The 14,233-nt window shown below is 63.8% G+C and carries 12 protein-coding genes; 2 read left to right on the top strand and 10 right to left on the bottom strand.

Annotated elements, in window-relative coordinates; genetic code table 11:
• Positions 1 to 92 precede the first annotated feature (92 nt).
• The 3 genes from phaC to HF916_RS36975 form a co-directional block, all read right to left on the bottom strand.
• The gene (phaC, locus tag HF916_RS36985; RefSeq protein ID WP_168795770.1) at positions 93 to 1,922 is read right to left on the bottom strand and encodes a class I poly(R)-hydroxyalkanoic acid synthase; all 1,830 of its coding nucleotides are present in this window, start codon (positions 1,920 to 1,922) and stop codon (positions 93 to 95) included.
• Between the two features lie 638 nt (positions 1,923 to 2,560).
• Positions 2,561 to 3,418 carry a peptidoglycan editing factor PgeF gene (gene pgeF / locus HF916_RS36980; RefSeq protein WP_168793717.1) on the bottom strand — a complete coding sequence of 286 codons (858 nt, stop codon included), beginning with the start codon at positions 3,416 to 3,418 and terminating at the stop codon, positions 2,561 to 2,563.
• Complete coding sequence (locus tag HF916_RS36975; RefSeq protein WP_168793716.1) at positions 3,415 to 4,692, bottom strand: RluA family pseudouridine synthase; 1,278 nt, start codon at positions 4,690 to 4,692, stop codon at positions 3,415 to 3,417. The genes pgeF and HF916_RS36975 overlap by 4 nt, the downstream gene beginning before the upstream one ends.
• Before the next feature lie 38 nt (positions 4,693 to 4,730).
• On the opposite strand from HF916_RS36975, the gene HF916_RS36970 reads away from it, so the two are divergent.
• Positions 4,731 to 5,591 carry an outer membrane protein assembly factor BamD gene (locus HF916_RS36970; RefSeq protein WP_168793715.1) on the top strand — a complete coding sequence of 287 codons (861 nt, stop codon included), beginning with the start codon at positions 4,731 to 4,733 and terminating at the stop codon, positions 5,589 to 5,591.
• Between the two features lie 124 nt (positions 5,592 to 5,715).
• On the opposite strand, the gene rlmD is transcribed toward HF916_RS36970, so the two are convergent.
• From rlmD to surE, 6 genes are all read right to left on the bottom strand, one after another.
• Positions 5,716 to 7,134 (bottom strand): 23S rRNA (uracil(1939)-C(5))-methyltransferase RlmD, encoded by a 1,419-nt coding sequence (gene rlmD / locus HF916_RS36965; RefSeq protein ID WP_168793714.1) that lies wholly within the window; start codon positions 7,132 to 7,134, stop codon positions 5,716 to 5,718.
• Between the two features lie 212 nt (positions 7,135 to 7,346).
• Complete coding sequence (locus tag HF916_RS36960) at positions 7,347 to 8,123, bottom strand: 3'-5' exonuclease (RefSeq protein ID WP_168793713.1); 777 nt, start codon at positions 8,121 to 8,123, stop codon at positions 7,347 to 7,349.
• Between the two features lie 4 nt (positions 8,124 to 8,127).
• Positions 8,128 to 9,198 carry an RNA polymerase sigma factor RpoS gene (rpoS, locus tag HF916_RS36955; RefSeq protein ID WP_168793712.1) on the bottom strand — a complete coding sequence of 357 codons (1,071 nt, stop codon included), beginning with the start codon at positions 9,196 to 9,198 and terminating at the stop codon, positions 8,128 to 8,130.
• An 11-nt stretch (positions 9,199 to 9,209) separates the two neighbouring features.
• Positions 9,210 to 10,157 (bottom strand): peptidoglycan DD-metalloendopeptidase family protein, encoded by a 948-nt coding sequence (locus HF916_RS36950; RefSeq protein WP_168793711.1) that lies wholly within the window; start codon positions 10,155 to 10,157, stop codon positions 9,210 to 9,212.
• Positions 10,158 to 10,162: 5 nt separating this feature from the next.
• Positions 10,163 to 11,215, bottom strand: a complete 1,053-nt coding sequence (locus HF916_RS36945) for a protein-L-isoaspartate(D-aspartate) O-methyltransferase (RefSeq protein WP_168793710.1) — start codon at positions 11,213 to 11,215, stop codon at positions 10,163 to 10,165.
• Positions 11,212 to 11,970 carry a 5'/3'-nucleotidase SurE gene (gene surE, locus HF916_RS36940; RefSeq protein ID WP_168793709.1) on the bottom strand — a complete coding sequence of 253 codons (759 nt, stop codon included), beginning with the start codon at positions 11,968 to 11,970 and terminating at the stop codon, positions 11,212 to 11,214. The genes HF916_RS36945 and surE overlap by 4 nt, the downstream gene beginning before the upstream one ends.
• Positions 11,971 to 12,194: 224 nt before the next feature.
• Between surE and HF916_RS36935 the strand changes: the two genes are divergently transcribed.
• Positions 12,195 to 13,169: an NADPH:quinone oxidoreductase family protein gene (locus HF916_RS36935; RefSeq protein WP_168793708.1), complete on the top strand. Its 975-nt coding sequence runs from the start codon at positions 12,195 to 12,197 to the stop codon at positions 13,167 to 13,169.
• Between the two features lie 195 nt (positions 13,170 to 13,364).
• Here HF916_RS36935 and HF916_RS36930 read toward each other — a convergent pair whose 3' ends face one another.
• Complete coding sequence (locus HF916_RS36930; RefSeq protein WP_168793707.1) at positions 13,365 to 14,189, bottom strand: ABC transporter permease; 825 nt, start codon at positions 14,187 to 14,189, stop codon at positions 13,365 to 13,367.
• Positions 14,190 to 14,233: the final 44 nt, after the last annotated feature.

Genomic DNA, 14,233 nt, shown 5'->3' with positions numbered 1-14,233 from the left:
AAGTTAAAAATCTCGTTGCTCTTAGTCACGCCCTAACTCAATCAGACGCTCATTCACACCGCAAACAACCGCGCCATGAAGCGCGTTCGAACCTACTCCCGATGCCGCACGTAACGCCCCGGCGCCGGTTCGATTACCGGGAAGTCAGCCGAGCCGGCCGTGGCGCGCGGCTTCACCTTCTTGCCACCGTACTGGTCGAGCCACGTGGTCCATTCGGGCCACCAGCTGCCAGGGACTTCGGTAGCCTGATCGAGCCATTCGTCCGGGTTCTCCGGCAGCGTCTCGACGTCGCCGTCCAGCATCCAGAAATTGCGCTTTTTCTTCGCGGGCGGATTGATCACGCCCGCGATGTGACCCGACGCGCCGAGCACGAACTTCAACGGTCCGCTGAGGAGCGGTACCGACGCGTACGCCGTTTGCCACGGCACGATATGGTCTTCGCGTGAACCGTAGATGAAGGTGGGCACGTCGATCTTCGACAGATCGACCGGCTGGCCGCAAGTGGTCAACGCACCCGGCTCGCGCAGACGATTCTCGAGATACGTATTGCGCAGATACCAGACATACATCGGGCCCGGCAGGCTGGTCGAGTCGCTGTTCCAGTACAGCAGGTCGAACGGCACCGGCGTGCGACCTTTGAGGTAATTGTCGACGACGTAGTTCCACACCAGATCGTTCGGGCGCAGGAACGAGAACGTGTTGGCGAACTCGATGCCGCGCATCAGCCCCGGCGGCGTACCGTTCTTGCCGCCAATGGTCTGCTCGCGCATCTGCACGTGCTGTTCGTCGACGAACACGTCGAGCACGCCCGTGTCCGAGAAATCGAGCATGGCGGTGAGCAGCGTCATGGACGCGGCCGGATGCTCGCCACGCGCCGCAGCCACCGCCAGCGCCGCGGCGAGCATCGTGCCGCCGACGCAGAAACCGAGCGTATTGATCTGCTCGCGTCCACTGATCTTGCTCACCGTGTCGATGGCGGTGAGCACGCCATCGCCGATGTAGTCGTCCCACGTTTTATGCGCGATAGATTGATCGGCGCTGCGCCACGAAATCAGGAACACCTGGTGTCCCGAATCGAGCCCGTGAGCGACCAGCGAATTCTCCGGTTGCAGATCGAGAATGTAGAACTTGTTGATGCAAGGCGGCACGATGAGCAGCGGCCGCTCACGCACGGTCGCCGTACGCGGCTTGTACTGGATCACCTGCATCAGGTCGTTTTCGAACACGACCGAGCCTTCGGTGTTCGCGAGATTTTCACCGACCACGAAACCCGATTCGTCGGTCTGCGAGATCTTGCCGCGCTGCAAGTCGCCGAGCAGGTTCATCACGCCCTGGCGCAGGCTCTCGCCCTTGCTGTCCAGCAAGGTCTTTTGCGCTTCCGGATTCAATGCGAAGAAGTTGCTCGGCGAGGCCGCCGCGGTCCATTGCTGGACGGCGAAACGGATGCGCTCACGCACCTTGGGTTCGGTGTTGAGCGCGTCGACCATTTCCTGCAAATAGCGCGCGTTCAGCAGATACCACGCCGCTGTGAAGGCATAGGCCGGCGCCGAACTCCATGCGTCGGAGCTGAAGCGGCGGTCCTTCAGTTGGGGCGCTTGAGTCGCGGACGTAGTGGCTTGCTGGATCAGCTCCATTGCCTCGCGCGAATAGTCAGCCTGCAGCTTCTGCAGACGCTCGGAGGGAATGGCTGTGCTCGGTATATTCAGACCGGCGAAGGACGGCATGCCGGGCATCGATCCCGCCGCCAGCTTGCTGAAGTCCGGCATGCCGGGAAACGACGGTATTTGAGGGAAACCCTGCGGCAAGCCCATTTGAGGCATTTGCAGCGGCATCTGAGGCATCGCGAAAGGCATGCCGCTGCCGCCAGACGATGTGCCGAGCGAACGCCATGCGTTCATCCAGGCGTCGACAAACTGCTGCACGCCTGCGGCCGGTGCTGCACCGCTGGTACCGGCCTGCTGCGTGTGCTCCGTCGAGGAGTCCGTGCTGGGGGAAGCTGAGGGATGTGAAGCTGCCATACCTGCTTTTGACCGGTAAGTCCTTGCGGACGGGTTGAGAGGCAGGTTCGTGCGCACGGGAGCAAATGCTCGCGACCTCGTCACGCCCTGTCCCTTGTACGAGGAGCCGTGAGGAACATTCTTGCTCCCCATCGCAAGGCGTGTCAATGCTTGTTCCCGATTTTGCCGCAGTGCGATAGTTTTTTAATTATCGTTTTCCCTGTGTAGAAGATCGCGCTTTTGGAACATGCGTCGTTCGAGGCCCACGGGAACGAAAAAAGCTCCCAAATTGCATAGGCTTATGTGCATTTATCCGTTCGCGCGCGGACAGTTTTGGCGGCAGATTTACGCCAGCGTCCGGAATTCCGGCAGCGCAGCAAAAACGCCTGCGCTTCTCCGAACAAACCCTCATACGTGCGCTCGCGGGCAAGGGTCATGCGAGACGTGACAATGCTCAGACAAGCATGCCCGCATGCATGACGTCGCGCCATGTCGACGTCGTGATGCGGACATAGGTGCGTTGAATTTCGCGAAAAATGGCCGCGCGCGATGCGCGTCGCAAGCTAGTCCGCGATCGACTGCGCCTGATCGTCCAGCCAGATCAACGCGGCCATGCGGCCGGTCTCGCGATCGCGGCGATAGGAATAGAAACGCTCACGTTGCGTGACCGTGCAGAGATCGCCGCCGACAATGCGCGTCACGCCGAGCCGCTGCAGACGCAAACGCGCCAGTGCCGGGAGATCGGCGAGATATTTGCCGGGATTGTGCGGATGCTCGACGAAAGCGTTTGCCGTCGCATCGCGTTGTGCGTGGCCCACGCCGTTCATGAAGGCGTCACGCACGTCTGCGCCGACTTCAAAGGCGTCAGGACCGATCGACGGACCGAGATAAGCGTGCAATGCGCCCGCCTCCACACCGGCGAGTTCGGCGACGCGCTGCGCCGTCTGTTCGACGATGCCCGCCGCCAGTCCGCGCCACCCGGCGTGCGCCGCGCCGACCGCGCGGCCCGCTTCGTCGCAGAACAGCACCGGCATGCAATCGGCCACCATCACGACGCACACGGTGCCGGGACGATCGGTGACGCTGGCATCGGCGCGCGTCGGCGTGCCGCTCGCATGAGCCTGTGCAAGCACCGCTTCCGCACTCACGATGCTGGCGCCGTGAATCTGTTCGAGCCACGCGGCCTCGCTCACGCCGGCCAGCTTCAACAGACGTTCACGGTTCGCCGCGACTGCGGCCAGGTCATCGCCGGATTTCATGCCCAGATTCAGGCCGCCGGGCAAATCCACGCCGTTCTGCCAGCGGCCGAACGGCGCTTCGCTCACGCCGCCGTCACGCGTCGTGACGAGCGCGCGCACGCGCGGCGAGACATTCCATGCGGGTTGCACGACATCGGCAAAGCTCAGCTCGGGCACACTCATGCGTGGTCGTCCTCGTCGTGTTCGTCGGCTTCATCGTCGGCTTCGTCGTGATCCAGTGCGCCGTCTTCATCGGCGTCCTCGTCGAGCGATGCGTCGTAGTCGTCTTCCTCGTAATACGTCTCGTCGAACTCGCCCGCGTCGTCACGGCCGAGGCCGAGCGCCGCCGACAGCGCCTCCATGTCGGCAGGCGCATCGGCACGCCATTGCATCGTGCGGCCGGTCTGCGGATGAATCAGGCCGAGGCGCCATGCATGCAGCGCCTGGCGCGCGAAGCCGTCGGGCAGCGGCGTGATCGAGCGCTTGCCACGGGCGCGCCCGTAGACCGGATCGCCGAGCAGCGGATGACCGATGTGCGCGCAATGCACGCGAATCTGATGGGTGCGCCCGGTTTCCAGATCGCAGTGAATCGCGGTGACCGGCTGACGCTGCCAGATCGCCGAATCCACACGCCGGAAATGCGTGCGCGCGGGCTTGCCCGAGGCGCTCGTGACAACCGCCATGCGCGTGCGTTCGCGCGGATCGCGGCCGATCGGCGCGTCGATCGTGCCTTCTTCGGGCATGTTGCCCCACACCAGCGCGAGATAACGGCGCTTCACCGTGTGCGCCTGCAACTGGCGTACGAGGTCGGTCTGCGCCTCCAGCGTACGCGCCACCACCATCAGGCCGGAGGTTTCCTTGTCGAGCCGGTGCACGATGCCCGCGCGCGGCAGGCCCGCCGCAGCGTCGCCATAGCGGTACAGCAGGCCGTTGAGCAGGGTGCCGCTCCAGTTGCCGGCCGCCGGATGCACGACCATGCCGGCCGGCTTGTTGATGACCACCAGCGTGTCGTCTTCATAGACGATGTCGAGCGGCACCGGCTCCGGCGTGAACGCCAGCTGCTCGGGCAGCAGATCGGGCACGAGTTCGATGGTCGCGCCGAGCGGTACCGGCTGACGGATTTTCGCGGGCTTGCCGTCGATCCGCACGCGCTCCGCCTCGATCCAGCTTTGCAGGCGGTTGCGCGAGAACTCGGGAAAAACCCGCGCGAGCACCTTGTCGAGGCGTTCGCCGGCCATCTCGTCGGGCACGACGACGCTGCGCGGCGTTTCGTCCGCCACGCGGCTCGCCACGGTCGGCACGTGGCTGGGCAGAGCGGCGGCGCCGAGCGCGTCGCTGCCGAGATCGTCGTCGAGGGAATCGACGCCCAACGCGTCGGAGGGGTCAGCGCTTACGCTATAATCTTTGTTGCTATTCCCGGCACCGGTTGCGGCGCCTGGAGTATTTGAGCGGGTCATTGAGTCTGGGTCACCTGGACGTAAAGCTAGACTGGAAAATGCGAGCCTTGAACACCATCACTAAAGCGGCGATCAATTTGGCGGCCATCAAGAAGGCGGCCCGGAAAGTGGCCGGATACATTGCGTGCGCCGCAGCCGTCGCCCTTGTTGCGGCTTGCCACGGCCTGCCGGAAAAGACCGACGAGACGGCAACGTGGAACAACAACAAATTATATACGGAGGCGAACGACGCCCTGAGCGGTGGTGACTTCGGCAAGTGCGCGAAGTACTTCGAAATGCTCGAGGGTCGCGATCCGTTCGGTCACTTCGCCCAGCAGGCGCAGATCAACGTCGCGTACTGCAACTGGAAAGACAACGAAAACGCCGCCGCCGACCAGGCTATCGACCGCTTCATCCAACTGCACCCGGATCATCCGGACATCTCCTACGCGTACTACCTGAAGGGCATGATCCACTTCAACGACGACCTCGGTCTGTTCGGCCGCTTCTCCGGCCAGGACATGAGCGAGCGCGATCCGAAGTCGCTGCGCGAGTCGTACGACGCCTTCAAGGTCGTGGTGGACAAGTATCCGAACAGCAAGTATGCACCGGACGCCGCGCAACGCATGCGCTATATCGTGAACGCGCTGGCGTCGCATGAGGTCCACGCGGCGGATTACTACTATCGCCGTGGCGCCTATGTCGCCGCGATCAACCGCGCGCAACTGGCGCTCACGCAATACAAGAACGCCCCGGCTATCGAAGACGCGCTGCACATCATGATGCTGTCGTATGAGAAGCTGGACCAGCCGCAATTGGCCGACGACACGAAGCGCGTGCTCGCCGGCACTTTCCCCGACAGCCCGTACATCACGGGTCATGCAAGGCCGGGGACGGAAAAGTCGTGGTGGCAGTTCTAAGGCGCGCCGCGCACTGAGAATCAGCAGGAAAAGAGAGACGCCACGACTTCGGTCGTGGCGTTTTTGTTTGTGCCTTGCCTTGCCTTACATTGCCGTGGCGCCGCCGGCACGCCGGCAGCGCTACTCAATCCCGCTCGAACAACGCAATCGACTCCACATGCGACGTGTGCGGAAACATATTGATCACGCCCGCACCCACCAGCCGATAGCCCGCCTCGTGCACGAGCAGACTGGCATCGCGCGCGAGCGTCGCCGGCGCGCACGAAACGTAGACGATGCGCTTCGGCAGCGGTCCATCGCCGCTCTGGGCGATCTCCACCAGCGCCTTGGCGACGGCCAGCGCGCCTTCGCGCGGCGGGTCGACGAGGAACTTGTCGAAGTGACCGAGCGCGCGCATGTCGTCGGCGGTGACTTCGAACAGGTTGCGGCACGCGAACGACGTATGCCCCGCCACGCCGTTCAACTCGGCATTGGCCAGCGCGCGCGAGGTCAAAACCTCGCTGCCTTCGATGCCCACGACTTCCTTCGAAATCCGCGCGAGCGGCAGCGTAAAGTTACCGATCCCGCAGAACAGATCGAGCACGCGATCCGTGCGCGCCGGCGCCAGCAACCGCAGCGCGCGGCTCACCAGCACGCGGTTGATGGCGTGATTCACCTGGGTGAAGTCGGTCGGCTTGAACGGCATGCGGATGCCGTATTCCGGCAGCGTGTAGTCGAGTTCCACGTCGAGCGGATAGAACGGCGTGACCGTGTCCGGGCCGCCCGGCTGCAACCAGAACTGCACCTTGTGCTGGTCGGCGAAATCGCGCAGCACCTGCTCGTCCGCGGCCGTGATGGCCTCGAGATTACGCATCACCAGCGCCGTGACCGACGAACCGACCGCCAGTTCGAACTGCGGCATGCGATCGTAGATCGATAGCTTGCGAACCATGAAACGCAGCGGCATGAGCATGGCCGACACGTGCGGTGGCAGCACTTCGCAGGTCTTCATGTCGGCGATCTGGCTGCTCTTCTTCTCATGGAAGCCGATACGCATGCCGCCCTTTTCCGGCAGGAAACGCACTGCCAGACGCGCACGGTAGCGATAACCCCAGGACGGCCCATGAATCGGCCGGAATACCGTTTCCGGGCGCAGCTTCGCCAGATGCTGCAGGTTGTCTTCGAGCACGCGCTGCTTGACGGCCACCTGCGCGCGTATGTCGAGATGCTGCATCGAACAGCCGCCGCAGATATCGAAGTAAGTGCATTTCGGCTTGGTGCGCATCACGCTTTCGCGGAACACCTCGACGACTTCGGCCTGCTCGAATTTGGCCTTGCTGCGATGCGTCGAATAGCTGACGCGCTCGCCGGGCAACGCGCCGTCGACAAAGATCACCTTGCCGGACGTACCGTCTTCGGTTTCGGTGCGGCCGACGCCGCGCGCTTCCATATCGAGCGAAACGATTTCGATGACCGGCTCGTTGCCGGTGACAACGTGAGCCGACGCGGGCGGGGGCGTCTTGGAGCGCTTCGGCGCGCGGCGATGGGGGGCAGTTCGGGACACCTGCGACTTCCTGACAACTTGGGGAAAGGCGAGATTGTAGACGAAGCGCCGCGCCTGGCCATCTTTCGGGGTGGCGGGAACGGCCCCACGCGGGTCAAGGCCGAGCGTAGCGTGGGTCTGTAGACGAGCGCCTTGCATCCTGAACGAAAGGGCCGTAGCGGCCCTGCAATCTGCCGCAAGGCAAACACGTCACACCCTGACCGCGAGCGGCCTTACTGGTCGAATGCCGCCAGATACTCGGCCCATTGCGGCGCCGTTTCCAGCGCCAGCGCGTTCTTGACCAGGTTGATCTCGTCAGCATACTCCGCGGCCGAAAACGCGCCGCGAATCAGTTGGAAGCGGCAATAGAGCAAGTACGTATTGACGACGTCCGTCTCGCAATAATTGCGAATTTCCTCGACGCGGCCTTGCTGGTACGCATGCCACACCTGGCTGCCGTCCATGCCCATTTTGCCGGGGAAGCCGCACATTTTGGCGAGCGCGTCGAGCGGCGCGTTGGCGCGCGCCTGGTACATGGCGAGCACATCCATCAGATCCGTGTGACGCGCGTGATAGCGGCTGATGTAGTTGTTCCACTTGAACTCGCGGTCGTCCTCGCCGAGATCCCAGAAACGGTTGGCGGGAATGCCGTTGACCAGCGCGCGATAGTTCAACACCGGCAGGTCGAAGCCGCCGCCGTTCCACGACACGAGCTGCGGCGTGTACTTCTCGATCACGCGATAAAACGACTGCACCAGCGCCGCCTCGCCGTCTTCCAGCGTGCCGAGCGAGCGGACCCGGAAACCGTTGTTGTCGCGGAACACGCAGGAAATCGCCGCAATCCGTTGCAGATGATGCGGCAGGAAATCGCCGCCGGTCTTTTCGCGGCGCGCGGCGAAAGCATGCTCGGCGACTTCGGCGTCGCTCAGGGTGGCGGGCAAATCTTCGAGGCGGCGAATGCCGGCGACATCGGGAATCGTCTCGATGTCGAAAACAAGAATCGGTGTCATCGGGTTATAGAACGGCGTCCTTCCGAACACCGTTGGAGGCGAAGAAGCGCTTCAACCGCACGAGCGCTTCCTGTTGGATCTGGCGCACACGCTCGCGCGTGAGGCCCATTTCGTCGGCCAGTTCTTCGAGCGTGGCGGGTTCGATGTGATTCAGGCCGAAGCGGCGCTCGATCACATGACGATGCTTGTCCGACAGGCGAGCCAGCCACGCGCGTGTAAGCGTTTCCAGTTCGCGGTGCTGCACTTCGGCATCCGGCGACTGGCTCTGGTCGTCGGACAGCAGATCGAGCAGGCTGCTCGCCGGATCGAGATCGAGCGGCGCGTCGAGCGACGCGGTGTGTTCGTTCAGCGCGAGGATGTCGGTGACTTCGTCGGTGGTCTTGCCAGTCAGATAGGCAATGTCGTCGATGCTGGCGTCGCGGCGCTCGGCGGCCTCGCCCGAGTTCATCGAATTTTTTTCCAGATGGCGTTTGGCGCGCAGCACCTGGTTGAGCTCGCGAATCACGTGCACCGGCAACCGGACGGTGCGCGCCTGGTTCATGATGGCGCGCTCGATACTCTGGCGGATCCACCATGTGGCGTAAGTAGAAAACCGGAAGCCGCGCGTCGGATCGAATTTTTCGATGGCGTGCATCAGGCCGAGGTTGCCTTCCTCGATCAGATCGAGCAGCGGCACGCCGCGATTCAAATAGCCCTTCGCAATGCTGACGACGAGCCGCAAATTGCGCTCGATCATGACTTGCCGCGCTTCGAACTCGCCCGCCTTGGCGAGACGCGAATACTTCTGCTCTTCCTCGACGGTCAGGAGCGGCTTGACGCTGATACGGTTCAGGTAGTGCTGAATCGTGTCGGCCGTCAGCTCGGCTTGCAACAATGCGCGGAAATCGTCTGCGTCCGGTGCGGCTTCACGGGCCTCGCCGGCTTCTTCGGCGCCGCCCTGGCGTTCGTCGAGATCACGCTCCTCCGCGATCTCCTCTTCCACTTCCGAAGCGCCGCTTTCGTCGACCGAAGCGGACATAGCGTGGCTGGTCTTCTCAGACTCGGCTTGCGGCGGGCGGCGCTTCGATTTCGGCATGGTCGTATCGCTTATTGCGGCGGCAAATACTTCAGTGGGTCGACAGGTTTACCCTGCCGGCGAACTTCGAAATGCAACATCACACGGTCGGAATCGCTATTGCCCATCTCGGCGATCTTCTGCCCCTTCGTTACCGCGTCCCCCTCTTTTACCATCAAAGAGCGGTTATGTGCATACGCCGTGAGATAAGTTGCATCATGCTTGATGATAATGAGATTGCCGTAACCACGCAGCCCATTTCCGGCATAAACCACGCGGCCGTCCGCCGACGCCTTCACCGGATCGCCCGCAGCGCCGCCGATATTGACGCCCTTGTTGGTCGAGTCGTTGAACGTGCCGAGCAGCGGTCCGCGCACCGGCCACGCGAAGGCCACGTTGCCGGACGCGCCGGCGTTCGAATCGCTGGCCGCGCCCGGGGTGGCAGGCGGTGTCAGCGACGCGTTGTTCGCCGCGGAGCCGTAGATGGGCGGCGCCGCCACACCAGCCGCGCCACCGGTCACACCCGCCGCCGACGGTGGCGTGCTGCCGAGCGGCGCGCTTTGCACCGCACCACCGCTGCCGATCGGCGCGGTCGACACGCCCGGCGTGAACGCGGCGGTGTTCGCACCCGGCGGCACGACGCGCAGCAACTGGTCGACTTCGATCTGATTCGGGTTGGTCAGATTGTTCCACGCCGAAATATCGCGGTAGTTCTGGCCGTTCTCCAACGCGATCCGATACAGCGTGTCACCGGGCTTCACGCGATAGTAGCCCGGCGGCGGCGGTCCGAGCGGCACGGCCGGCTGCCCAGCTTGCGTGCTGAGCACGCCACCGCCGGAGCGGTCGACGACCGGCGCCTGATCGAGCCGGGATGCGCAGGCCGTCATCAACAGGGACAAGGCGAGCACGCACACGCTACGCTGGGTTACGGTCATGGGGACATTCAGTCTGGTTCTTCGCATCGCGCGCAACATACTCATCGGTGTCAAATCACTCCGGATTTTAAGGGTACAAAGAAAACGCGATCAAGCCGCGACTCGCGCCACTGCGCGGGTCCGAGGCGCTCGACCAGAGTCAGCACCTGGTTCTGGCCGTCCTGCGAGCCGACCGGCGCGACCAGACGGCCGCCGATCGCGAGTTGTTCAAGTAATGCTTGCGGTACGTCGAGCCCCGCCGCGGCAATCACGATCGCGTCGAACGGCGCCGCCGCCGGCAGTCCCAACCGCCCATCGCCGTAGTGCAGGCGAATGTTCGGAATGCGCAGCGGACGCAAGTTCGTCTTCGCGCGTTCGGACAACGGCTTGATGCGCTCGATCGAGTAAACCTCGCGCGCGACCTGGCTCAGCACGGCCGCCTGATAACCGCAGCCGGTGCCGATTTCGAGCACGTTGTTCAGCGCGCGGCCGGCAGCGGCCAACTCGATCATCCGCGCGACCACCGACGGCTTGGAGATCGTCTGGTGATGGCCGATCGGCAACGCCGCATCTTCGTAGGCCTGAACCGCGAGACCCGGGTCGACGAACATGTGGCGCGGCACCACCGACATCGCGTTCAACACGCGCTGATCGGTCACCCCGTTCGCACGCAGGCGTTCGACCATCCGTTCGCGAACCCGTTCCGACGTCAGTGCCATCGCGCCGTTCAAAGCGACGTTCGGTGCGGCGCTGCGCTCGTTGGATCGGGCAGCAGGTTTGGCCGACGCCGCCGACTGCGATGCGGTGCGTGTCGTCGAACTTTGAACGACCGACTTGGCCGGCGTTTTAACGGAAGGCGCGGCCACCGGCTTCGGCGGCGTCGCCGCCGAAGGCTTGGCTTGCGGTTTCATCTGCACCGCGGTCTGCGCCCTTGCCTGCCTGGATTGGGATTTACCCGTGGAGCCGGGCGGCGCATTCTTCGCGGGTTGCTGACGCCCGTTCAGTGCCGCGCTTGCGGCCAGCGCCGCCGCGCGGATTTCGCCTGGGCGTCCTTCGGGCCGGCGCGGTTCGCGCACCAGGTCCTCGAGGCCGAGCGGAAAGCGCTTGGCGCGCTCGCTGGTCATGAAGCGCCGCCGCCGGCGCGCGCCCAGTCGCGCGCTGCGGGCAGCATTTGCGTGTGGGTCAGGTCGAGCTGCAACGGCGTGATCGACACGTGGCCGTTAGCGACGGCGTGAAAGTCCGTGCCTTCGCTCGCGTCGCGCGCGCTGCCCGCCGGACCGATCCAGTAGATCGGTTCGCCGCGCGGGTTGGTCTGGCGGATCACCGGCTGCGACGGATGCCGTTTGCCGAGACGCGTGATCTGCCAGTCGCCGAGTTGCCCGTACGGCAGATTCGGAATGTTGACGTTCAGGAGCGGATGCCCGGGCAACGGCTGCTCAAGATAGTGCGCGACGATTTCAGCGGCGACACGCACGGCGTCGTCGAGATGCACCCAGTCCTTGTCGACCAGCGAGAACGCGATGGCCGGCACCCCGAACATGATGCCCTCGGTGGCGGCCGCGACGGTGCCCGAATAGAGCGTATCTTCGCCCATGTTCTGACCGTTGTTGATGCCCGAGACCACGAGGTCCGGCGTATGGTCGAGCATGCCCGTCAGCGCGATGTGCACCGAGTCGGTGGGCGTGCCGTTCACGTAGTAGAAACCATTGGCCGAGCGCAGGACCGAGAGCGGCCGCGACAGCGTCAGGGAATTCGACGCGCCACTGCAATTCTGTTCGGGTGCCATCACGGTGACGTCCGCGATCGGCTTGAGCGCTTCGTAAAGCGCAGCAAGGCCGGGCGCCAGATAACCGTCGTCGTTGCTGAGTAGGATTCGCATGCGGCGATTGTAACCGAGGAAAGAACACGCGCGAACGACACGGCAGGCCGTATGCACGACGTATGCAACGCGCACGCGTTGGGATCGTGAAAGGCTGGCGCGAGTCGGCGGCCGGACATGCATCGAGCACTTGCCGATCACGTGCAAGGCAATAAAAACGCACGATCGTGCTGATTGTTTTACACTCAGAATACTTGCGAACCCCTGATCGAAATGGAGACACGATGCGCGCGATTCGCTGTAAACAATACGGGCCGCCGGAGAGCCTGGTCGTCGAAAACCTGCCGGACCTCGAGGCGCCCCCAGGCCACGTTGTGATCGACGTCAAAGCCGCGGCCGTCAACTTTCCCGACGTGCTGATCATCGAGAACAAGTACCAGTTCAAACCGCCCCTGCCCTTTACGCCCGGCTCGGAAGTCGCGGGCGTGGTGCGCGCGGTCGGCGCCGACGTCACACAGTTCAAGCCCGGCTCGCGCGTGGTCGCCTTTACCGGTCAGGGTGGTTTCGCGGAGCAGGCGCTCGCGCCGGCCGCGGCCTGCGTGCCGTTGGCGGACGATGTCGACTTCGAGCTGGCCGCGGCGTTCACGCTGGCGTACGGCACGTCGCATCACGCCGTGGTCGATCGCGGCGCGTTGCAGGCGGGCGAGACGATGCTGGTGCTCGGCGCGGCCGGCGGCGTCGGACTGGCGGCCGTCGAAATCGGCAAGGCGCTCGGCGCGCGTGTGATCGCGGCGGCGTCGAGCGACGAGAAACTCGCGACCTGCGTCAAGCACGGCGCGGACGCCACCATCAACTACAGCACCGAGGATCTGCGCGAGCGCATCAAGGCGCTCACCGATGGCAAAGGCCCGGACGTGATCTACGATCCCGTCGGCGGCGTGTATGCGGAGCCGGCGTTTCGCAGCATCGGCTGGCGCGGGCGTTATCTGGTGGTGGGCTTCGCCAACGGCGAGATTCCGAAGCTGCCGCTCAACCTGACGTTGCTCAAAGGCGCGAGTCTGGTCGGCGTGTTCTGGGGCGACTTTGCGAAGCGCGAACCGCAGCACAATCACGCGGCGTTTGAGCAGATGACGCGGTGGATCGGCGAAGGCAAGCTCAAGCCGTATGTGTCGGCGCGCTATTCGCTCGAGGACACTGGGCGCGCGTTGCGGGATATGGCGGAGCGTCGCGTGATCGGGAAGGTGGTGGTGACGCCTTAGTCCGCGTGTGACCGATTCGTTCTAGTAGCAACCAAAAGAAACGACGCGCGGTTTTCCAACCCGCGCGTCGTTTCTTTTTTGCTGAGCGCTGCGTGTTGTGCGTTGTGCGTTGTGCGTTGTGCGTTGTGCGCTGTGCGCTGTGCGTTGCGTCTTGAGCATTGAGCTTCGCGCGTATCGACCGCGCGCCGCTCTGCCCTAAAGCTTTTCCGTGTCGCCCGTCTTGGGCTGCCACTTCATCAAGCGCCGCTCGCCGATGCCGACGATCGCATCCAGAATCAGCGCGAACGCGGTCAACACCAGAATCCCGGCAAACACGGTATTGATATCGAAGGTGCCTTCGGCCTGCAGAATCAGATAGCCGACGCCGCGCGCCGAGCCGAGATATTCCCCCACCACCGAGCCGACGAACGCCAGTCCCACCGACGTATGCAAGCTCGAAAACACCCAACTCATCGCGCTCGGCAAGTAGACGAAGCGCAGCAAATGCTTGCCGTTCGCGCCGAGCATGCGCGCGTTGGCGAGCACGACCGGACTGACTTCCTTCACGCCCTGATAGACGTTGAAGAACACGATAAAGAACACCAGCGTGACGCCGAGCGCCACCTTCGACCAGATGCCCAGTCCGAACCACACGCCGAAGATCGGCGCGAGAATCACGCGCGGCATCGAGTTGGCGGCTTTGATGTACGGATCGAACAGCGCGCTCGCCAGCGGCGAGAGCGCGAGCCACAGGCCCACGCCGAGCCCGAGCGCCGTGCCGAGCGCGAACGCGAGCACGGTTTCGACCAGCGTGATCCACAGGTGCAGATAGATCTCGCCGCCCGTGAACCACTCCCAGATCCGCTGCAGCACTTTTTGCGGCTCGCCGAAGAAGAACGCGGCTTTGTTGGGGTCGTCGAAATAGAAAGGCGGCAGCAGCGTCGGACTGGTCAGCACGTACCAGAGCACGAAACACAGCACGAGCAGCAGCCATTGCCAGATCACCAGATTCGCCCGGTTCGGGCGCAACGTCTTCCACATGACTCAATTTGCCTTGGACGATTAAGTGGCCAATACGTGACGCG

The organism is Paraburkholderia aromaticivorans (assembly GCF_012689525.1).
Classification (GTDB): Bacteria; Pseudomonadota; Gammaproteobacteria; order Burkholderiales; family Burkholderiaceae; genus Paraburkholderia; species Paraburkholderia aromaticivorans_A.
Note: the sequence above shows the minus strand (reverse complement) of the source record. Positions and strands in the feature narration are given on the sequence as shown.

Bases quoted from the DNA above. Each gene is read 5' to 3' on its own strand.
- pgeF (WP_168793717.1), bottom strand. From the start codon at position 3,418: ATGAGTGTGCCCGAGCTGAGCTTTGCCGATGTCGTGCAACCCGCATGG.
- HF916_RS36975 (WP_168793716.1), bottom strand. From the start codon at position 4,692: ATGACCCGCTCAAATACTCCAGGCGCCGCAACCGGTGCCGGGAATAGC.
- HF916_RS36970 (WP_168793715.1), top strand. From the start codon at position 4,731: ATGCGAGCCTTGAACACCATCACTAAAGCGGCGATCAATTTGGCGGCC.
- HF916_RS36960 (WP_168793713.1), bottom strand. From the start codon at position 8,123: ATGACACCGATTCTTGTTTTCGACATCGAGACGATTCCCGATGTCGCC.
- rpoS (WP_168793712.1), bottom strand. From the start codon at position 9,198: ATGCCGAAATCGAAGCGCCGCCCGCCGCAAGCCGAGTCTGAGAAGACC.
- HF916_RS36950 (WP_168793711.1), bottom strand. From the start codon at position 10,157: ATGAGTATGTTGCGCGCGATGCGAAGAACCAGACTGAATGTCCCCATG.
- HF916_RS36945 (WP_168793710.1), bottom strand. From the start codon at position 11,215: ATGACCAGCGAGCGCGCCAAGCGCTTTCCGCTCGGCCTCGAGGACCTG.
- surE (WP_168793709.1), bottom strand. From the start codon at position 11,970: ATGCGAATCCTACTCAGCAACGACGACGGTTATCTGGCGCCCGGCCTT.
- HF916_RS36935 (WP_168793708.1), top strand. From the start codon at position 12,195: ATGCGCGCGATTCGCTGTAAACAATACGGGCCGCCGGAGAGCCTGGTC.
- HF916_RS36930 (WP_168793707.1), bottom strand. From the start codon at position 14,189: ATGTGGAAGACGTTGCGCCCGAACCGGGCGAATCTGGTGATCTGGCAA.